Source organism: Pseudomonas sp. SG20056, from assembly GCF_031764535.1.
In the GTDB taxonomy this organism is placed as follows: Bacteria; Pseudomonadota; Gammaproteobacteria; order Pseudomonadales; family Pseudomonadaceae; genus Aquipseudomonas.
Genome location: NZ_CP134499.1, coordinates 3,421,817 through 3,441,566, shown reverse-complemented (window position 1 = coordinate 3,441,566; position 19,750 = coordinate 3,421,817). Strand labels below are relative to the sequence as shown.

Here is a 19,750-nt window from a genome sequence, read left to right as displayed (position 1 = left end):
ACCCGCCTCGGGTAGAGGTGAGTCGAAAATTGGGGAGAAAGCAGTCCTGCGGCCCGGAGGTGTCCGGGCCGCAGGCTGTTATCACGCGTCCTGGTACGCCTCGATGGACGGGCAGGCGCAGATCAGGTTGCGGTCGCCGAACACGTTGTCCACGCGGCCAACCGGCGGCCAGTATTTGCCGTCGATCAGCGAAGCAACCGGGTACACGGCCTGCTCGCGGCTGTAGCCGTGAGTCCACTCGCCGGTCAGTTCCAGGGCGGTGTGTGGGGCGTTTTTCAGCGGGTTGTCGTTGGCATCCAGCTGACCGGCTTCCACCGCACGAATCTCGTTGCGGATGGCGATCATGGCGTCGCAGAAACGGTCCAGCTCTTCCTTGGATTCGCTTTCGGTCGGCTCGATCATCAGGGTGCCGGCGACCGGGAAGGACATGGTCGGGGCGTGGAAGCCGAAGTCGATCAGGCGCTTGGCTACATCGTCAACGCTGATGCCGCTGCTGTCCTTGATCGGGCGGATGTCGAGGATGCACTCGTGCGCCACCAGGCCGTTGCTGCCCGAATACAGCACGGGGTAGTGCTCTTCCAGGCGGCGGGCGATGTAGTTAGCGTTGAGAATCGCCATCTGCGAAGCGCGTTTGAGGCCTTCGCCGCCCATCATGCTGATATACATCCAGGTGATCGGCAGGATGCTGGCGCTGCCGAATGGCGCGGCGCTGACCGCACCCTCCTTACGCGCCATATGGCCGTGACCGGGCAGGAACGGAATCAGGTGTTCTTTCACGCCAATCGGGCCAACACCTGGGCCGCCACCGCCGTGCGGGATGCAGAAGGTCTTGTGCAGGTTCAGGTGGGAGACGTCGCCGCCGAACTTGCCCGGCGCGCACAGGCCAACCATGGCGTTCATGTTGGCGCCGTCGATATACACCTGGCCGCCGTTGTCGTGGACGATCTGGGCGATCTCGCGGATGCCTTCCTCGAACACGCCGTGGGTCGACGGGTAGGTGATCATGATCGCGGCCAGACGCTCTTTATGCTCTTCGGCCTTGGCCTTGAGGTCGGCGATGTCGACGTTGCCGCTGCTGTCGCAGGCGGTCACCACCACACGCATACCAGCCATGCTGGCGGTCGCCGGGTTGGTGCCGTGGGCCGATTGCGGGATCAGGCAGATGTCGCGCTGATCATCGCCACGGCTCAGGTGGTAAGCACGAATCGCCAGCAGGCCGGCGTACTCGCCTTGGGAGCCGGCGTTCGGCTGCAGGGAGATGCCGTCGTAACCGGTGGCCGCGCAGAGCATGGCTTCCAGTTCAGTGGTCAGCTGGCTGTAACCCTGGCTCTGTTCGGCCGGGGCGAAAGGGTGCAGGTTGCCGAACTCGGCCCAGGTCACCGGGATCATTTCGCTGGCGGCGTTGAGCTTCATGGTGCAGGAGCCCAGCGGGATCATGCTGCGGTCCAGCGCCAGGTCCTTGTCGGCCAGCTTGCGCAGGTAGCGCATCAGCTCGGTTTCGCTGTGGTAGCGATTGAATACCGGGTGGCTGAGGATTTCGCTTTCGCGCAGCAGGCCTTTTGGCAGCTGGGCAATCACGCCGGCAGCCAGTTCAGCGAAGGCTGGAACAGCTTTGCCTTCGGCGAAGACCGCCAGCAGGGCTTCAACGGCGACTTGATCGGTGGTCTCGTCCAGGGACAGGCCCAGGCGCTCGCCATCGATTTCACGCAGGTTGATCCCGGCCTTGCGCGCAGCAGCGTGCAGGGCAGCGGTTTTGCCGGCGGTGGCCAGGGTCAGGGTGTCGAAGAAGAATTCCTGTTCAACGCTGTAACCCAGGGCGCGCAGGCCTTTGGCCAGGATCGCGGTGAACTGGTGTACGCGCTGGGCGATCTGCGTCAGGCCTTTCGGGCCGTGGTACACGGCGTACATGCTGGCGATGTTGGCCAGCAGCACCTGGGCGGTACAGATGTTACTGGTGGCCTTCTCGCGGCGGATATGTTGCTCGCGGGTCTGCATGGCCAGGCGCAGGGCTGGCTTGCCGAAACGGTCGATGGACATGCCGACCAGGCGGCCCGGCATGTCGCGCTTGAATGCGTCGCGGGTGGCGAAGTAGGCGGCGTGTGGGCCACCGAAGCCTAGCGGCACACCGAAACGCTGTGCGCTGCCCAGGGCCACGTCGGCACCGAATTCGCCCGGCGGGGTGAGCAGGGTCAGGGCCAGCAGATCGGCAGCGACGGCTACCAGGGCGTTGGCGGCGTGGAAACGCTCAACCAGCTCGCGGTAGTCGAAGATATCGCCATTGCTCGCCGGGTATTGCAGCAGCGCGCCGAAGTAGGCGCTGGCGTCAGTGATGGCGGCTTCGTCACCAATCACTACTTCAATGCCCAGCGGCTCGGCACGGGTGCGCAGCACGTCGAGGGTCTGCGGGTGGCAATGCTGGGAGGCGAAGAAGGCGTTGCTGGCCTTGTTCTTCGACAGACGCTTGCAGAAGGTCATGGCCTCGGCAGCGGCGGTGGCTTCGTCCAGCAGCGAGGCGTTGGCGATCTGCATACCAGTAAGGTCGCTGATCAGGGTCTGGAAGTTCAGTAGCGACTCCAGGCGGCCCTGGGAAATCTCTGGCTGGTACGGGGTGTAAGCGGTGTACCAGGCTGGGTTTTCCAGCAGGTTGCGCAGAATCGGGCTCGGCGTCAGGGTGCCGTAGTAGCCCTGACCGATATAGGTCTTGAGCTGCTGATTCTTGCCGGCGATGGTCTTGATCTTGGCCAGGGCGTCGGCTTCCGACAGGCCCGGCTGGGCGCCCAGCACGCTGGTGCCCTTGATGCTCTCGGGGATGACGTTATCGGTCAGCGCGTCGATGCTGGCGTAGCCGAGCAGTTCGAGCATGGCCGAGGTATCGGCATCACGTGGGCCGATGTGGCGGGCGACAAATTCGTTCTGGGTGGTCAGCTTGGTCATCACAATCTCTCAGGCGTCAGCATTGGCGTTGAGCAGGCGCTCGTAGGCGGCCTGGTCGAGCAGGTCGGCTACCGCGCTGGCATTGGCCGGACGGAAACGGAAGAACCAACCCTTGCCCAGGGGATCTTCGTTGACCAGCTCAGGGCTGGATTCTAGCTCGCCATTGACCTCAACCACCTCACCGTCCAGCGGCATGGCGATATTGCTTGCGGCTTTTACCGATTCCAGCACCGCCACTTCGTCACCCTCGGCGTAGCTCTGGGCTTCCGGCAGCTGAACGAATACCACGTCACCCAGGGCTTCCTGGGCATAGGCGGTGATGCCCACGGTGACCAGACCATCGGCATCCTGACGCAGCCATTCGTGCTCGACGGTAAAACGCAATTCGCTCATGTGTACTCCTCAAGGGTGGTGACTCGCCCTTTCTGCTGGGGGCGATGTGCTGAACGCGCGTACTGGGCACGCGCTGAAGATGGAAAGACCATAGCAAGGGTGGTGCCATTGTTATTTTTTACAATAAAAACAATGACTTAATATTTTTTAAGGTGTTGGGTTTTATATCTTTTGTAGCGATTTCGATACGCGCATGATCGATTCATCCATAGGGCACAGCGCAAAGGCTCTGGCGTCGCGGGCTGAATGCTTTGTGTCGCTTTCATTACGGTGTATTGAAATAAATACACATGCTCGCGGAGTCCGCAATCAGCTCCGACGCTAATGCAGTAAGGCGCCAGGACTGCTCTGCCAGTAGCGATCAATCCCTCTGTTGAGCCGCCAGGGCCATTCACCTGCCCTATAAAGCGCCATTGAACGGGTCGATGGGCTGGCTGCAGAGCGGCTTTCCAGAGGCGTATTCACTCTTTCGGCTGACAGGGCAAATACCTCTTTCGGGCGCTTATCCCGCTCAAGGCGGCTGAGTAGCGTGGAGCCTCAACACGAAACCCGCTTTCCAGGAGAGCCGCATGAGAACAAGAACAAGACATGCCATCTTCCAGCCCAGCGTTTTGGCGATTGCCATTGCTGTTGGCTGTGTCGCGCCTGTCCAGGCTATTACATTCAACATCGGTGAGGTCGAAGCGCAGTTCGACTCATCGCTTTCTGTGGGAGCCAGCTGGAGCGTGCGCGGTGCTGATCCCGACTTCATCGGCACGCGCAACGGCGGCAAGGCGTCTTCTCAGACCAACGATGACGGGCGTTTGAACTTCAAGAAAGGTGAGACCTTTTCGAAGATCTTCAAAGGTATCCACGACCTTGAATTGAAGTACGGCGATACCGGCGTGTTTATTCGCGGCAAGTATTGGTACGACTTCGAGACCAAGGACGAAAGCCGTCTGCTGTATGACATCGATGACCACAATCGCAAGACTGCGGCACAAGCCGCCGGTGCGGAAATTCTCGATGCCTTCATCTATCACAACTACAACCTGGGCAGCATGCCGGGCAGTGTGCGGGTCGGTAAGCAAGTGGTCAGCTGGGGTGAAAGTACCTTTATCGGTAACTCGATCAACTCGATCAACCCTGTGGATGCGGCAGCGTTCCGCCGCCCAGGTGCGGAGATCAAGGAGGGGCTGATTCCGGTCAACATGCTCTATGTCTCGCAGAGCTTGACCGACACCGTCAGCATGGAAGCGTTCTACCAGCTGGAGTGGGACCAGACCGTTATCGATAACTGCGGGACGTTCTTCGCGCCCAGCGACACAGCCGCCGATGGCTGTAACGACCGCCTGGTTGTCGCGGGGGCTGATGTCGCGCCAGACACGTCAAACAACACTGGTGCGCCGGGGAACCCCGTGTTCATCCCACGCGGTGGGGATCGTGATGCGCGTGACAGTGGGCAGTTCGGCGTTGCCTTGCGCTGGTTTGCCGAGTCGTTGAATGACACCGAGTTCGGCCTGTACGCGATGAATTACCACAGCCGTACCCCGAGCGGCAGCATCATTGTCGGCACCGGGGCGCCACAGGCTGCCCGCTACTTTCTGGAGTACCCGGAAGATATTCGCCTGTATGGCGTCAGTTTCCAGACCAACGTCGAAGGCACCGCGTTGTCGGGTGAACTCAGTTACCGGCCCAACATGCCAATTGGCATCAACTCCACAGACATGACTTTTGCATCCCTGCGCCAAGGGTTTTCACCGGTATTTACCAGCGGTCATGGGCGCAATGCCGTGGGTGAGGAAGTGGCCGGCTACGTGCGCAAGCCCGTGACCCAGGCGCAAGTTTCGGCGGTGCAGTTTTTCGACCGAGTGCTCGGCGCCAGTCGCCTGACCCTGGTGGGCGAGGTGGGTTACAACCATGTCAGTGGCATCAGTGATGATGTCGGTGAGCTGCGCTTCGGCCGCGATCCGGTCTATGGCATTGGTCAGCTCAACCCCAACACCACCTGTACTGTAGGGGTGAATGCCGCCAACCCTGATCAGTGTAATGACGATGGCTTCTTCACCAGCAGCTCCTGGGGCTATCGCGTGCGCGCCAGTCTCGACTACAGCAACGTGTTTGCCGGGGTCAATCTCTCGCCAAGCATTGCCTGGTCGCATGACGTCGATGGTTATGGCCCCAACTTCAGCGAGGGCAGTAAGGCGGTAAGCCTGGGCCTGAACGCTGACTACCAGAACACCTATAACGCCAGCCTCAGTTACACCGACTTCTTTGGTGGTGATTACAACACCAACGTCGACCGTGACTTTGTTGCCCTGAGCTTCGGTGTGAACTTCTGATCAACGCAGTGCAAAAGGATCCGTACACCATGAAAAATACAAGAATCCTGCAAGCTGGTGCGCTGCTGCTGACGTTGTTAGCCAGCAGCGTGATGGCCGCAGTCTCTGAACAAGAAGCGGCTCAGTTGGGTGCCAGTTTGACGCCGCTGGGCGGGGAAATGGCCGGCAATGCCGATGGCAGTATCCCCGCCTGGGATGGCGGTCTGTCCACCAGCGCGGCGGCTGTCGATGGCAAGGGGTTTCTCGCTGACCCCTATGCCGGTGAGCAACCTCTTTTTACGATTACCGCAGCCAATGCCGAGCAGTACAAAGACAAACTGTCAGCCGGTCAGATGGCCATGCTCAAGCGCTACTCGGATAGCTACAAGATCCCGGTTTACCCTTCGCATCGAACCACCTCCGTGCCTGCAGCGATTGCCGATGCCGCCAAGCTCAGTGCAATCAATACCACGCCCGTAGACGGTGGTAATGGCTTGCAGAACTTCAACGCCAGCCGTTACTACGCCTTTCCCATTCCCAAGACAGGCGTTGAGGTGATCTGGAACCACATCACCCGTTACCGGGGAGGGAACACCCGGCGCGTGGTGACTCAGGCGACGCCGCAGACCAATGGTTCCTACAGCCTGGTCAAGTTCGAAGATGAAGTGGCCTTCCCTTCGGATATGCCCGACCTTGATCCGGCCAAGGGCAGCAATGTCTTGCTGTATTTCAAGCAGAGAGTGACTGCACCGTCACGCTTGGCCGGTAACGTGTTGCTGGTTCACGAGACCATCGACCAGGTCAAGGAGCCGCGCCTGGCGTGGATCTACAACGCGGGTCAACGCCGCGTGCGTCGTGCTCCGCAGGTGGCCTACGATGGGCCGGGGACTGCCGCTGACGGCATGCGTACGGCCGATAACTTCGATATGTTCTCCGGGGCGCCTGATCGCTACGACTGGCAACTGGTCGGCAAGAAGGAAATGTACATCCCCTATAACAGCTACAAGCTTGATTCGCCGTCACTGAAGTACGACGACGTGCTTAAAGCCGGGCACATCAATCAGGACCTGACACGTTACGAGCTGCACCGGGTTTGGGAAGTGGTGGCCACGCTGAAGAGCGGTGAGCGGCATATCTATGCCAAGCGCCATATGTATGTCGACGAGGACAGCTGGCAGATAGCGCTGGTTGATCATTACGACGGCCGTGGTCAACTCTGGCGTGTTGCCGAAGGTCATGCGCAGCACTACTACAACCATCAAGTGCCGGGCTACACCCTTGAAGCGCTGTATGACCTGGTGGCGGGTCGTTACCTGGCTCTGGGTATGAAGAACGAAGAAAAATCGGCTTATAACTTCGGCTTCAAGGCGACGGCTGCAGACTACACGCCAGCCGCACTGCGTAGCTCCGGCGTTCGCTAGGTCAATAACCTGCACGCGTTACTCCGTAATTGGGCGGCCTGCGGGCCGCTTTTTTTATCGCCCGCCATCACGTGTCGTGATAGAGCTGTGAGCGATTAGGCATTGAGGGTTAGCCTGCAATGATCCGGTTCCTGCAAGAACAATAAATCGAGCCGTCATGAACGCATTAGCGCCTTTCCCGCAAAGCGCCGCAGCGTCGTCCTGTGGCAGCGTACAGCGTCCACCACCTGGACATATCTTCCGGCTATCTGTGCAACAGCGGCTGCTGGCACACGACTGTCGCCTGCGTTTGCTGGTTGGCCCGGCCGGCTTTGGTAAAACCGTCCTGTTGGCCGACTGCGCCCGCGAGTGCCCGGCCGATTACCGTCTGCTCTGGCTGACCTGCGCTGGTGAGGAACTGTGCGCCGAGCAACTGGCTCAGCAGCTCAGCAAGCTGCTTGACTACCCCGCAGACCTCAGCAGTGGCGAGCTGCTGGCCACTCTGGCGCAGGAGTCGCGGCAGCTGTGGATCATGCTCAATGATTACCCGGCGCAGCCGAATCACGCCCTCGATGGTTTTCTCAATCAGCTGCTGATGATCACCCCACCTGGCATCTGCTGGTGGCTGGGTAGTCGCCGGCGGCCGGCGTGCAACCTCTCGCGTCTGTTGTTGGAAGGCGAACTGCTCGAACTGGGCGCCAGCGAACTGGCCTTCAGCGCAGCGGAAGTGCTGGCCTGGCTGCAGCAGCTGGACTCAACCCGCAGTGCCTGGGCGTACGATCTGCATGAGCTGACCCAAGGCTGGCCGGCGGCCTTGCGCCTGCACCTGTTGGCGGCGCAGGCCGAGCCGACTGCGCTGAGCGCGCTGCAGGCGGGGGAGCATGATCAGTTGCTCGCCGAATATGTTGAGCGCGAAGTGTTGCAAGGATTGCCGGATGAGCTGTTGCAGATGCTCCAGCAACTGGCGCAATTGCCGCGCTTTAATCCAGCGCTGTGTGATCACCTGTTTGGTGTGGGCGAGGGCGCGCAGTGGTTACGCGCGCTGATCGAGCGCGGTGTGTTTATTCAGGAACTGGACGCGGCCAAGGGCTGGTATGTGCTGTTTCCGCCGCTGGCCCGGTTGCTGCAGCGACAGGCGCAACACTTGCCGTGCAGCGCCCTGCATGTGCATGCCAGTCAATGGTTCGCCGGCCATGGTGATATTCGCGCGGCGGTGGAGCACGCCTTGCTGGCCGGACAACCGGAAGTGGCAGGCAGTTTTCTTGAGCGTTTTACCGAGGAGCAGGTGCTGCAAGGCCAGGACCTGGCGCTGATCCTGCGTTGGCGCAGTGAGCTGCCGGAGAGCCTTTTGTGCAGCACCCCCCGGCTGATTCTGCTGAATGCCTGGGTGTTGCTGCTGGTTGGGCGTCTGGATGAGGCGCAGGTTTGTATCAATCAACTGGCACGTTTTCAGCCGCGCAGCGATGGCGCGCGAACCCGTGAGCTGTTCGCTCACTGGCAAGCCATCCAGGGCATCATCGCCTATGGGCGAGTCTGTGCCGTGGATGCTCGTGCCCATCTGCATGATGCCCTGCAGGGGCTGCCGCAGAGTGCCTGGGCGCAGTCGTTGCTGTGCCGTTCGGCATTGACCCTGGTGGCCATTGGTGAAGGTCAGCTGGAGGTGGCACAGAAACTCAGTTTTGAAGCCTTGAAGCAGGCACGCCTGCATGGCAACCCAGTGTTTGAAGCCCTGCTGGAGCTGGACCACGCCCTGTTGCTGGAGACGCGCGGTGAATTTGCCCGTGCCGAAGCGCTGCTGCAGCGGGTGCTGACGGCAACTGCGCCGACCGCCTTGCGCAACACGCCGGTGCTGGCGCGGCTTGAACTGCGCCTGGGGCGTCTGCAACTGCGCCAGGGGCGTGCGGACGAAGCGGAGGGGGCACTACAGCGTGGGCTTGAGCATGCCCTCGCCTGTGGCGATCCAGGGGCGTTTCATGGCTACCTCGGCCTGGCTGAGTTGGCGATGGGACAGGGCGATATGGCCGCCGCCTTTGCGCAGCTCGGGCAGGCCGAGCGGCAGATGCAGCGTCAGCGCGTCAATGAAACCCTCTATCGCGGCACCTTGTTGTTGGCCAGCAGCCATCTGTGGATTGCCCAGGGCCACTATGCGCGGGCGCGTATCGCAGCGACGCGGGTATTGGGTTATGAGCAGCGGGTTAAAGCCGTGCTGCCGACGCCAAATTTCCCCGAGTTGATCCCACGGTTCAGGGCGCTCCTGCTGCAACTGGATCGTTTGCAGGGCGAAGATGTGCGCGAGCCTCTGCGGCATTTGCTGGAGCAGGTGGCAGGCCAGGGTAGGCAAGCGTTGGTCGGCGACTTGTGGCTGAGCTATGCCGAAGCCTGCGCCGCTTGTGACGATAAGGTGGGTGCCGAACAGGCTCGACAAACCGGCCAGGCGCTGCAGCGGCGCCTGGGTTATCTGCGCCCGTGGTTTCGCGTCACCAGCCAGGTTGATGGCGCGCCGAATGCTGCGCCTGCCGCCAGCGCCAATGCGCTGAGCAGTCGCGAACTGGCGGTACTTGGCTTGATCGCCCAGGGGCTTTCCAATCAGGAAGTGGCCGAACAGTTGTTTATTTCCCTGCATACGGTCAAGACCCACGCCCGGCGGATCAACGGCAAACTGGGGGTGGCGCGGCGTACTCAGGCGGTGGCCAAGGCCAAGGCGTTGGGCTTTTTTTAATGCAGCGCCGGGCTGGCGCTGAGCTGGCGTAGGCGTTGGCTGAGTTGCAGGTGCTGTGCCGGGTCATCGCTGAGCAGCAGGGCGCACTGCAGGTCGAAGCGCTCGCCTTGCGGGCAATCGAGTAATTGGTAAATCTCCGCGCGGGCCAGGTGGTCATGCAGGGTCGGCGTGCCGAGCAGCAGCACGCGCTCGGCATCGCGCAGCGCGGCCAGCGGGTCATCATCGAGTTGATGCAGTTGCCGCAGGTTGCGCGACAGGCGCTGCAACATGCTGTGCGCGTCGCAAGGCTGCAGCTGACTGGCGTTTAATTCGGCAGTCGGCCCCAGATGGCGTTGCAACAGCTCGCGGCACTCGCGGGTATACAGCCGTCGGCCGCTGCACGGGTCGAGCAGATGATCGGCGCCCGGTACGCGCAGCAGAAAGTGCCCGGGAAAATTTACCCCCTGCAGCGGAATCGCCAAGCGCTTGGCCAGTTCCAGGGCGAGCAGGGCCAGGGAAAGAGGCTGGCCGCGACGGCGCAACAACAGCTGATCCAGCAGCGCTGCCCTTGGCCGCAGTGGGCGTTCGTCGTCTTCATGAAAATCCAGCTCGCTCAAGCGGCGCAACAGCGGTTGCGCCAACTCTTGCTGTGGCAGATTGGGCAGGCCCTGACTGACCTGCTGCTGCAGGCTGTTGAGCCGTTGCAGCGCGTCGGCCGGTTGCAGCGTGGGCTGGTGTTCTGCGGCAATCCATAGCGCCGCCTCGAACAGTGCAGGCGGGTTTTGCTCCAGGCAGGCAAGGCAGGCGGCGCGTGGGGTCATAACAATCTCCCGATGTCTCTGGCTTTGTAGTCAAGCGCCGTGGCTTCGTCCAGTGGATTGTTATGCGGGCGCCGGGCCGCAACTGACCACTGGGCGGGTGTCGGCAGCGCCACTGCCTATACTGATCTGCAAATCAGTACGGGAGCCACAGCATGTTCGCCATGATGGAAACCGCCCGGCTGGAGTCGCTGCACTTCGCCGTGGACCCGCTGACCGGTCTGCAGGCCATGATCGCCATTCACAACAGTCGTCTGGGCCCGGCGCTGGGCGGCTGCCGTTATCTACCTTATGCCGACACGCAAAGCGCGATTGAAGATGTACTGCGCCTAGCCAAAGGTATGAGCTACAAGGCGGCGTTGGCCGGCCTGCAACAGGGCGGCGGCAAGGCGGTGATTATCCGTCCCGCGCATGTCGACAATCGTGGCGCGTTGTTTGAAGCCTTCGGGCGCTTTATCGAAACCCTCAACGGCCGTTACATCACCGCCATGGACAGCGGCACCTCCAGCGTCGATATGGACTGCATCGCCCAGCACACGCAGCATGTCACCAGCACCACGGCCGAAGGAGACCCTTCACCGCACACGGCGCTGGGCGTGTTTGCCGGTATCCGCGCCACCGCTCTGGCGCGCCTTGGCAGTGACAATCTGGAAGGCTTGCGGGTGGCGATTCAAGGGCTGGGTAATGTCGGTTATGCGTTGGCCGAGCAACTGCATGCTGCGGGTGCCGAGCTGCTGGTCAGCGATCTGGATCAGGGGCGCGTACAACTGGCGGCGGAGCAGCTGGGCGCGCGGCCTGTGGCCAGCGAGGCCTTGCTCGCCACACCGTGTGACATCCTGGCGCCGTGCGGGTTGGGCGGTGTGCTAAACAGCGCAAGCGTCGGGCAGCTGCGTTGCTCGGCAGTGGCGGGGGCGGCGAACAACCAATTGGCCAGTGCCGATATTTCCGACAGTTTGCAGGCGCGGGGGATTCTTTATGCGCCGGATTACGTGATCAATGCGGGCGGCCTGATCTACGTGGCGCTGAAGCATCAGGGCGAGCCCCTGCCGGCAATCACCGCACACCTGACGCAGATCAGCCGGCGGCTGACCGAGATATTCGGCCATGCCCAGGCCGATAAGCGCTCACCGGCAAGGGTCGCCGATGCGATTGCCGAGCGCTTGTTATATGGCTGAGTATGGCGCGGATAAAAGCGCAAAACCCCAGTCACGGACTGGGGTTTTGTTGACTGCCGCCGGCGTTACTCGGCAGCCGGTTCGCTCAGTTCACTCAAGGCATCAGGCTGGTTCTTGAACGCCTTGGCGAAGATGTCGCGGTTCTTCGCCATATAAATCCCCAGCTCTTCACCCTGGGTCTCATTCAACGATGGCACAGCTTTCTGCAGCACCTCGGTGAGCAGCTCGGCCAGTTCGAGCATTTTGTCATGACGGTCGGCTTCGGCTTTATCCATGAACAAACGCTCCAAATCCCGGCTGCTGCGGTACACCACTTCGACGGCCATTCATCACCTCTACGCCTTCACGCTGATAGGTTGCAGTTAACTGTTTATCTGTACAGTGTTTGCGAGCATAAAGAACTCGCCGGCATTTGGCCAGCAGCAATTGCCATGCCGGCTAACACCATAGTCGATTCTGTGCGCCACAGCCGCTCAGCGGTCGCTGCGCAGCGGGCCGAACTCGGCGGGTACCCAGGCGTAGCCTGCACCTTCTTTACGCACATGGCCCAGCCCCGGAAAGGGCATGTGTGCGCCAGCGACCCAGAGTTTGTCGCGGCTGGCGTCGGCGAATATCTGCTGGCGCGTAGCCTTGGCCTGGGTGCTGTCGATGTCGAACTCGATCACCACTTCCGGCTTGGCGAACTGCACCGCGTGGCTGTGCACAATATCGCCCCAGACCAGCAGGCTCTGCTTCTGTGAGGTGAACAGGTAGGAGCTATGACCGGGGGTGTGGCCGTTGCTCGGCACCAGGCTGACGCCCGGGATCAGTGCGCTGTCCGGGGCATACAGCTTGAGACGCTGCTGAGCGTCGTAGGGTGCCACGGACTGCTTGGCCATCTGGAACATGCCGCGCATGGGTTCCGGGGCCTTGGCGGCAGCCTCGTCGCTAAGCCAGAAATCCGCTTCGGCCTGGGGCACATAGACGCTGGCATTCGGGTAGGCGGCCTGGCCGTCGCTGTTCAGCAGGCCGCAGGCATGGTCGGGGTGCAGGTGGGTGAGCAGCACAGTATCTACCTGCTCCAGGCTATAACCGGAGGCTTGCAGATTGCTCTGCACGACGCCTAGGGTCGGTCCGAAGCACTGCGCCGCCCCCGTGTCGACCAGCACCAGGTGGCTGCCGGTGTTGATCAGGTAGGCATTCACGGCGGTTTGCACGCCCTTGCTGGACTCGACGAACATGCGCGCCAGCAGGCTCTGGATATCCTCGGCACTGGCGCCGGTGAGGATCTTGCTGTCGAGGTCGACATAGCCGTCGTACAGCGCCGTCACTTCGAAATCGCCCAAGGTCATGCGGTAGAAACCGGCGACCTGATTCTGCTGCTTGGCCACCGGCGCTGCACTGGCACTCAGGGGCAGGGCGCCGCCCAGGATCAGGGTCTGGGCTGCAAGCAGTGCGCTAAACAGACGGATTCGGGTGAGTGAGCTTGGCATGCTGATGTCCTCGTGTGGTTAGAAACCTATACGTAACTTATACGGTTATGCGAAATACTTGTACGTTGACGGCAAAAACTGTTGCTGACCGCAGTGGCCAACTCTAGTATTCGGCACGCCATCGGCTCTCTGTGAGGTGCACCATGTTGCTGTCTGCAGGTCGAGTCGAGCGCAAGCTGCTGGCTTTGCTGGCCATTGCCTATCTCAGTCTATTCGTCATTGTCGGTGCCATTTGGGGTAGCCGTGCCTACCTGCTCGACGGACAGCGTGTCGAGGTGCTGCATACCTCGCTTTACCAGATCAGTGAAACCTTGTCCTTGCTCAAGGATGCCGAAACTGGGCAGCGCGGTTTTCTGCTGACCGGTGAGGATTCATTTTTACAACCCTATAACGTGGCGGTGCAGCACTTGCACACCCAGTTTCAGGCGTTGCGCGCGATACCGTTGATGGCGATGTATGCCGAAGACATAGCGCGTATAGAGCAGCTCGCCGAGTTAAAAATGACCGAGCTAAGGGAAACCATCGCACTGAGTCGCCTGGCTGGCCATGAGGCTGCCCGCCAACGGGTAATGGACAATCAGGGCCGGCGCTATATGGATGAACTGCGCCAGCGGATTCGCAGTCTGGAAGACAGCGTCACTGATGAACTCGAAGCGCTGCATGCAGGTACCGATTTTCGCTCGCAAGTTGCCATCTGGGGCGGCAGTGCGTTGGCGTTGCTGATGCTTGGGCTGCTCGGCCTGACCTACCTCGACCTGCGTCGTGACCTGCGAGAGCGTGAGGAACTGCTTAAGCGTCTGGCCTTTGAATCGCAGCATGACGCCCTGACCCAGCTGCCGAATCGCCGCGCCTTCAACGATAGCCTCGATCAGGCCCTGGCCTTGGCGCGGCGTGCCGAGCGGCCGCTGGCGCTGATCTACCTGGATCTCGATGGTTTCAAACCGGTCAATGATGAACATGGCCACGCCACCGGCGACCGTGTGCTCAAGGCCATTGCCCAGCGCTGGCGGACGCTGCTGCGCGAAGGCGAGGTGTTGGCGCGGTTGGGTGGTGATGAGTTTGCCGTAGTGGCCGAGGGTGATACGGCGGCTATCGAGTGCCTGGCCGCACGCATGATCACTGCACTGGATACGCCACTGCTGGAAGAGTTGCCGCATGTGCGAGTGGGCGTAAGCATCGGTATGGCGCAGTTTCCCCAGCATGGTGAAGACCGGCGTCGCCTGGTGGCGGCGGCGGATACTGCCATGTACCGGGCCAAGGAAGCCGGCAAGCATTGTTTCGCCTGGCCTGAGCCCAGCAGCGCTGTTACCGCTGCGGCGCTCTGACGCGCCCGGGGACGTGTCCTGGCGCACGTGAACGCCATCTCCTGAGAGCTGGTCTTGTTTCTGCATGGTGCAGGTACATTCCGCGTTGGAGCGGGCCGTCGATGTTGGGAGTGTAAGGATCGTGAAGGACAATCTGGCTGAACGCGCCCGCGAGCGCATGCATGGCTTGGCGGAGTCGCTGGGCAATCTGTTGATGGAGGCGTTCCACTACCTGGCGCTGTTCGCTATCGGCGCGATCACCGCCTGGGCGGCGGTGATGGCCTTTCTCGGCATGCTGGAGAAGGGCCACATAACCGTCGACGACATCCTGCTGCTGTTTATCTACCTCGAATTGGCGGCGATGGTGGGGATCTATTTCAAGACCAACCACATGCCGATCCGCTTCATGATCTATGTGGCGATCACCGCGCTGACCCGCCTGATGATTTCCGATATCTCGCATAACCATAAACCCGACATGGGCGTGGTGATGGTCTCCGGGGCGATTCTGTTGCTGGCGCTGGCGATCTTTGTGGTGCGCTATGCCTCCTCGCGCTTCCCCGCAGTGCAGGCCGGCGGTGCGCGGAAAAAGACCAATGCGGCGGATGAGGCGGCCGAGCGTGATGATGCGCAGAGCGATGACTGAGGCGCAGGGCTGATCAGTCGCTTAACGGCGCAAACAGCGCCTGCAGGTCGTCTTCGCTGAGCTGCAGCTGGGACTGGCTGCCGCCTTCCAGCACACCGCGGGCCAGGTTGGCCTTGGCCTGCTGCAGTTGCTGGATCTTCTCTTCGACGCTGCCACGGGCGATCAGTTTGTAGACGAACACCGGCTTGTCCTGGCCGATGCGGTAGGCGCGGTCGCTGGCCTGGGCTTCGGCGGCCGGGTTCCACCAGGGGTCGAAGTGGATCACCGTATCGGCAGCAGTCAGGTTAAGCCCCGCGCCACCGGCTTTCAGGCTGATCAGGAAGATCGGCAGTTCGCCAGCCTGGAACTGCTGCACCGGGGTGCGGCGATCCTGGGTGCTGCCGGTGAGCTTGGCGTAGGGAATGTTGCGCGCCTTCAATTCGGCTTCGATCAACGCCAGCATCGAGGTGAACTGCGAGAACAGCAGCACCCGCCGGCCTTCGGCGAACAACTCTTCGAGCATTTCCAGCAGGCCGCTGAGCTTGCCGGAATCCGCGCTGGTCAGGCTGCTGTCGCCTTCCTCGCCGAGCAGGCGCAGGTCGCAGCAGGCCTGGCGCAGGCGCAATAGCGCTTCGAGAATCACGATCTGACTGCGCGCCAGACCCTGGCGGGCAATCTCTGCACGGACCTTTTGGTCCATGGCCAGGCGCAAGGTTTCGTAACGGTCGCGCTGCGCCGCGCTGAGTTCGACCCAGTGGGTGATTTCGGTTTTCGGCGGCAGTTCGCTGGCCACCTGTTCTTTGGTGCGACGCAGGATGAACGGTTTGATCCGCCCGGTGAGGTGCGTCAAGCGCTGCTGATTGGCGTTCTTTTCAATCGGCGTGCGGTAGTCGCGAGTAAAGCTTTTGCTGTCACCGAGCCAGCCGGGCATGAGGAAGTTGAACAGCGACCACAGCTCGCCCAGGTGATTCTCCAGCGGCGTGCCGGTCAGGCACAGACGCTGCCCGGCCTGTAGTTGCCCTGCAGCGACGGCGGCCTTGCTGCGCGGGTTCTTGATGTTCTGCGCTTCATCCAGGATCAGCAGGCGATAGCGGTAGGCGCTCAATGCCTTGAGATCGCGCGGCAGCAGGGCATAGGTGGTGAGGATGATCTGGTGCTCATCGATCAACTTGAACAGCGCCCGACGTTTCGGCCCGTGCAGGGCCAGCACCTTGAGCTGCGGGATGAAGCGCGCGGCTTCGTCCTGCCAGTTGGGGATCAGGCTGGTGGGCATAACAATCAGCGCCGGCTGAGCCAGGCGCCCGGCGTTGAACTCGCAGAGGATATGGCCGAGGGTCTGCAGGGTTTTGCCCAGGCCCATGTCATCGGCCAGCAAACCGCCGACTTCCAGCTCGGCCAACCCCTGCATCCAGGCCAGACCCTGCAGTTGGTAAGGGCGCAGCTCGGCGTGCAGGCCTGCTGGCGCTTGCACGGTGGCGCTGTCCAGCTGCTGCAGGCGTTGGGCGAATTCACGCAGCTGGCCGCCACCTTGCCAGCTGACGGCAGGACCTTCTTGCAGATGATTGAGACGGGACGCATCCAGGCGCGACAGGCGCAGGCGCTGGTTGGATTCGCCCGGCTCGCGCACGAACAGCTCGCCTAGGGTCGCCAGCAGCGGCTTCAGCCGCGCCAGTGGTAATGCTGCGCGTTTGTGGTTATGCGGCAGGCTGACCAGCAGCACCTCATCGTCATCGCGTTTGTTCAGCGCTTCGCCATTGAGCAGCCAGGGCGCGCGGCGGATGGCTTGCAGCAGAATCGGCAGCAGGCTGATGCGCTGGCCTTCGACCTCGATACCCAACTCCAGATCGAACCAGTTCTGCTCGGGGTCTTCTTCGACTTCGGCATACCAGTCATCCACTTGCGCCAGGTTGAACTGGAAGTCCGGTTGCATGCGGATCTGCCAGCCTTCCTCACGCAGCTGCGGCAGATGCTCGCGGATAAACACTAGCCAGGCGGCCTCGTTGGGCTGCTCGTAGGCTTCGCCGGCGCTTTCCGGTAGCGCTTCGCTCTGCCGCAGGGCCACTTGCAGGCCGGTTTGCTCCAGGCGCTTGCGCAGCTGGGTTTCAGCGCTGATGTCACGCACGATGCGCAGGCTGTGCTGGGCGCTCTGCTTGATCAGCAGGTCCTTGCCCTGTTTACCGGAGGCCAGGTGGCCCTGGTAATCGAAGGCCAATGCGGCGCGGTGCTGGGTTTGTTCCTGCATACGCCCCTTGCGCGCATCGAAGTGCACGCGCACCAGGCTGCCGAGGCTGAGTACTGGGCAGGGCTGCAGGTTTTCCAGGCATTCTTCGCGGGCTTGCGGGCTGCTGACGATCAGTGGCGAGAGGTCGACGCCCTGTTCCTGCTGGATTTGCAGGGTGAGCAGGGCGCTGGCCACGTGTTTGCAGTTGAAGCCCACCGGGCAGCTGCAATGGCCGGTCACGCCCCAGCCCTGGCCGTAATGATGCAGGGTGATGCGCTGTTGATAGGTTTGCGCACCGGAGCCACGGCAGCTGGCCAGCAGGGTGCTGTCCTTGAGACTGAGCAAACGGCTACGGCCTTGCGCGGCATAACCCTGGCCGCGCTGCAGATCGCCCACGCCGAATTCCGCGCGCCAGTCTTCCTGGCGCAGATGCAGGATATCGAGGGCCATCAGTGGCACCGGACGGACAAGTGAATGAATCGTGGCATGGGCAGCTTTCTCGAAGGCAGCCGATGATTCTTGCACAGCCAGCGCGGGATTAGCAGGCTGTTTTCAAGCGCGGGCGTGCACGTTGCAGAGCCTGATAGGCGGGTATGCGGCAGGTTGATGCGGCGTGGCGGGGGCTTAGGGGCGTTGCAGGGCGGCGCGGTATTGCCCAGGCGTGGCACTGAAGGCCTGGCGGAAACGGTTGTTGAAGTGGCTGGCGCTAGCAAAACCACAGGCCAGGGCCACTTCAGCCAGTGGCAGGGTGCTGTGTTGCAGTAGGTGCTGGCCATGGCGCAGGCGTTGGGCCAGCACATAGCGGTGTGGCGGCAGGCCGAAGCTGAGTTGGAACATCCGCGCGAAGTGGTATTCGGAGAGCGCGCAAACACTGGCCAGCTGACCCAAACTGAGCGGCTCACTGAGGTTGGCCTGGATAAACTCGCGCACCAGTCGCCGCTGGCTGGGCGCCAGGCCGCCGGTCAAGCGCAGCCCCTCACGGCGGCCGACCTGGGACAGCAGTGCGTGGTTGATCAGACCATGGGCCAGGCTGCTACTGAGCAGGCGTTCGGCGGGTTCCTGCCAGTCCAGCTGGCTGAGCTGACGAAAGCGCTGGGCCTGCTGCGGGTCATCGAGAAAAGTGCCTTCGCGCAGCTCCAGTTCCCGTGGTTCACGGTCCAGCAGATTGACGGCCGCCAGGGCGAATTGCTCCTGGCTGATATACAGATGGGCCAGCTGGATTTCACCGTTGATCACCCACTCCGACTGATGCCCCGCCGGCAGGATGCACAGCTTGTCCGGCGCACCTTTGCTGTGCGGGCTCTCGCGACGGAAGGTGCCGGTGCCGCCGGCCAGGTAGCAGGACAGCGTGTGGTGGCTGGGAGCCTGGTAGTCGCGAGCATCATGGCGGTTGCTCCATACGGCAGCCGCCAGCCCGTCACCCAGCTCGGCGCTGCGATGCAGGCGAGTGTTGGGCGAGCTGTGCATGCTCTGGAAAACCTGTAGGTGCTCAAGTTGCGACATAAATCCTCCGTCGCCCCATGCTACGCCGGGCATGCCCGCGTGCCAGCCCCCGCCTGTAGAAAAGCGCAAGATTATGCAAGCTGGAGCTATTTGTAGCTGTCGAGGATTTCCAGATAGCGCGGTTGCTGCTTGAGCGCATTCAGGCTGTTCTGCAGGCGGGTGAGCTGCGCCGCATCGGTGTCCAGGCTGAAGGCGTAATACATGGCGCTTTCCTTGAGTACATGCACCGGGGTGAAGTCCTGGCTGTGCATGTCCAGGTTGCGGATAAACCAGTAGGCGGTGGTTTCATCGTAAGCCCATAGGTCGATGCGGCTGTTGTGCAGCAGGTTGGCCAGCTGAATTGCGCTGGCCGAGATCTGCAGCTGGTTGTCGCTGATGCCAAGACTGTTAAGCAGGTGATGGCCGACATCATCGCGAATCACCCCGATGCGCTGCGCGCTGAGGTCTGCCGTTTGCTTGATCTGTATCTGGCGATCCCGGCGCGCCAGCAACACGATGCGGCTGGGCATGATCGGCCCAACCCACTTGAACTGCGGGCCGCGCGCCTCGGTGCGGGTCATGGAAAACAGCATCACCCCCGGACCTTTGCGCGCCATCTGATAACCGCGCGCCCAGGGCAGTGAACGAATATCCCGGCGCGCGATGGGCAGGCCGGCGCTGGCGGCAGCTTCCAGCAGAATATCCACGGTAATGCCACGGGCGATGCCACTTTCGGTGTAGTTGTAGGGCGGGAACTCTTCGGTGATGAAGTCCAGTGACTCCCACTTGGCCTCGGCATGCAGCGTCGAGCTGAGAAAACACCAGAAAACAAACGCAAGCGCGTTGCCAAGGCGAGAAGACATGCGGCGTACCTCAGGCTACAGCGACCGGCTAGGCCGGGTGGCTCAGGCAGTGTGGCGGGTGCGCA

Annotated in this window: 13 protein-coding genes and 2 pseudogenes; 7 read left to right on the top strand and 8 right to left on the bottom strand. The window is 61.8% G+C overall.

Features of this window, described 5'->3' with window-relative positions; all coding sequences use genetic code 11:
* Positions 1–81 precede the first annotated feature (81 nt).
* Positions 82–2,934 (bottom strand): aminomethyl-transferring glycine dehydrogenase, encoded by a 2,853-nt coding sequence (gene gcvP, locus RHP75_RS16410; protein WP_311089136.1) that lies wholly within the window; start codon positions 2,932–2,934, stop codon positions 82–84.
* Between the two features lie 9 nt (positions 2,935–2,943).
* On the bottom strand, positions 2,944–3,327 hold the full coding sequence (gene gcvH, locus RHP75_RS16405; RefSeq protein ID WP_090248917.1) for a glycine cleavage system protein GcvH: 384 nt from the start codon (positions 3,325–3,327) through the stop codon (positions 2,944–2,946).
* A gap of 569 nt (positions 3,328–3,896) precedes the next feature.
* Here gcvH and RHP75_RS16400 point away from each other — a divergent pair.
* The 4 genes and pseudogenes from RHP75_RS16400 to RHP75_RS21355 all read left to right on the top strand — a co-directional run.
* Positions 3,897–5,648, top strand: a complete 1,752-nt coding sequence (locus RHP75_RS16400) for a DUF1302 domain-containing protein (protein WP_311089135.1) — start codon at positions 3,897–3,899, stop codon at positions 5,646–5,648.
* Positions 5,649–5,677: 29 nt separating this feature from the next.
* Positions 5,678–7,048, top strand: coding sequence for a DUF1329 domain-containing protein (locus RHP75_RS16395; protein ID WP_311089134.1), 1,371 nt, complete (start codon positions 5,678–5,680; stop codon positions 7,046–7,048).
* Positions 7,049–7,205: 157 nt separating this feature from the next.
* Positions 7,206–9,311, top strand: a pseudogene (locus RHP75_RS16390) (helix-turn-helix transcriptional regulator); the annotation flags it as partial.
* Positions 9,312–9,560: 249 nt separating this feature from the next.
* Positions 9,561–9,746: pseudogene (locus RHP75_RS21355) on the top strand (response regulator transcription factor); the annotation flags it as partial.
* Here the strand turns inward: RHP75_RS21355 and RHP75_RS16385 are convergent.
* Complete coding sequence (locus tag RHP75_RS16385; RefSeq protein WP_311089132.1) at positions 9,743–10,546, bottom strand: transglutaminase family protein; 804 nt, start codon at positions 10,544–10,546, stop codon at positions 9,743–9,745. The pseudogene RHP75_RS21355 and the gene RHP75_RS16385 sit on opposite strands and share 4 nt — an antisense overlap.
* 152 nt (positions 10,547–10,698) lie before the next feature.
* Between RHP75_RS16385 and RHP75_RS16380 the strand changes: the two genes are divergently transcribed.
* Positions 10,699–11,718: a Glu/Leu/Phe/Val dehydrogenase dimerization domain-containing protein gene (locus RHP75_RS16380; RefSeq protein ID WP_311089131.1), complete on the top strand. Its 1,020-nt coding sequence runs from the start codon at positions 10,699–10,701 to the stop codon at positions 11,716–11,718.
* A 65-nt stretch (positions 11,719–11,783) separates the two neighbouring features.
* Here the strand turns inward: RHP75_RS16380 and RHP75_RS16375 are convergent, their stop codons facing one another.
* Positions 11,784–12,044: a YebG family protein gene (locus RHP75_RS16375; RefSeq protein ID WP_108485834.1), complete on the bottom strand. Its 261-nt coding sequence runs from the start codon at positions 12,042–12,044 to the stop codon at positions 11,784–11,786.
* A gap of 147 nt (positions 12,045–12,191) precedes the next feature.
* Complete coding sequence (locus RHP75_RS16370; RefSeq protein ID WP_311089130.1) at positions 12,192–13,190, bottom strand: MBL fold metallo-hydrolase; 999 nt, start codon at positions 13,188–13,190, stop codon at positions 12,192–12,194.
* Between the two features lie 143 nt (positions 13,191–13,333).
* Between RHP75_RS16370 and RHP75_RS16365 the strand changes: the two genes are divergently transcribed.
* Positions 13,334–14,515, top strand: coding sequence for a diguanylate cyclase domain-containing protein (locus tag RHP75_RS16365; protein WP_311089129.1), 1,182 nt, complete (start codon positions 13,334–13,336; stop codon positions 14,513–14,515).
* A gap of 121 nt (positions 14,516–14,636) precedes the next feature.
* Positions 14,637–15,140 carry a phosphate-starvation-inducible protein PsiE gene (locus tag RHP75_RS16360; RefSeq protein ID WP_409079666.1) on the top strand — a complete coding sequence of 168 codons (504 nt, stop codon included), beginning with the start codon at positions 14,637–14,639 and terminating at the stop codon, positions 15,138–15,140.
* A 13-nt stretch (positions 15,141–15,153) separates the two neighbouring features.
* On the opposite strand, the gene RHP75_RS16355 is transcribed toward RHP75_RS16360, so the two are convergent.
* From RHP75_RS16355 to RHP75_RS16345, 3 genes are all read right to left on the bottom strand, one after another.
* A complete protein-coding gene (locus RHP75_RS16355; RefSeq protein ID WP_311089128.1) occupies positions 15,154–17,790 on the bottom strand; it encodes a DEAD/DEAH box helicase in 2,637 nt (878 codons plus the stop codon).
* A 174-nt stretch (positions 17,791–17,964) separates the two neighbouring features.
* Positions 17,965–18,843: an AraC family transcriptional regulator gene (locus RHP75_RS16350; protein ID WP_311089127.1), complete on the bottom strand. Its 879-nt coding sequence runs from the start codon at positions 18,841–18,843 to the stop codon at positions 17,965–17,967.
* 86 nt (positions 18,844–18,929) lie between these two features.
* Positions 18,930–19,685: a transporter substrate-binding domain-containing protein gene (locus RHP75_RS16345; RefSeq protein WP_311089126.1), complete on the bottom strand. Its 756-nt coding sequence runs from the start codon at positions 19,683–19,685 to the stop codon at positions 18,930–18,932.
* Positions 19,686–19,750 lie beyond the last annotated feature (65 nt).

Coding starts and splice junctions, on each gene's coding strand:
- gcvH (WP_090248917.1), bottom strand. CDS start 3,327: ATGAGCGAATTGCGTTTTACCGTCGAGCACGAATGGCTGCGTCAGGAT.
- RHP75_RS16400 (WP_311089135.1), top strand. CDS start 3,897: ATGAGAACAAGAACAAGACATGCCATCTTCCAGCCCAGCGTTTTGGCG.
- RHP75_RS16385 (WP_311089132.1), bottom strand. CDS start 10,546: ATGACCCCACGCGCCGCCTGCCTTGCCTGCCTGGAGCAAAACCCGCCT.
- RHP75_RS16375 (WP_108485834.1), bottom strand. CDS start 12,044: ATGGCCGTCGAAGTGGTGTACCGCAGCAGCCGGGATTTGGAGCGTTTG.
- RHP75_RS16350 (WP_311089127.1), bottom strand. CDS start 18,843: ATGTCGCAACTTGAGCACCTACAGGTTTTCCAGAGCATGCACAGCTCG.
- RHP75_RS16395 (WP_311089134.1), top strand. CDS start 5,678: ATGAAAAATACAAGAATCCTGCAAGCTGGTGCGCTGCTGCTGACGTTG.
- RHP75_RS16345 (WP_311089126.1), bottom strand. CDS start 19,685: ATGTCTTCTCGCCTTGGCAACGCGCTTGCGTTTGTTTTCTGGTGTTTT.
- gcvP (WP_311089136.1), bottom strand. CDS start 2,934: ATGACCAAGCTGACCACCCAGAACGAATTTGTCGCCCGCCACATCGGC.
- RHP75_RS16365 (WP_311089129.1), top strand. CDS start 13,334: ATGTTGCTGTCTGCAGGTCGAGTCGAGCGCAAGCTGCTGGCTTTGCTG.
- RHP75_RS16380 (WP_311089131.1), top strand. CDS start 10,699: ATGTTCGCCATGATGGAAACCGCCCGGCTGGAGTCGCTGCACTTCGCC.
- RHP75_RS16355 (WP_311089128.1), bottom strand. CDS start 17,790: ATGGCCCTCGATATCCTGCATCTGCGCCAGGAAGACTGGCGCGCGGAA.
- RHP75_RS16370 (WP_311089130.1), bottom strand. CDS start 13,190: ATGCCAAGCTCACTCACCCGAATCCGTCTGTTTAGCGCACTGCTTGCA.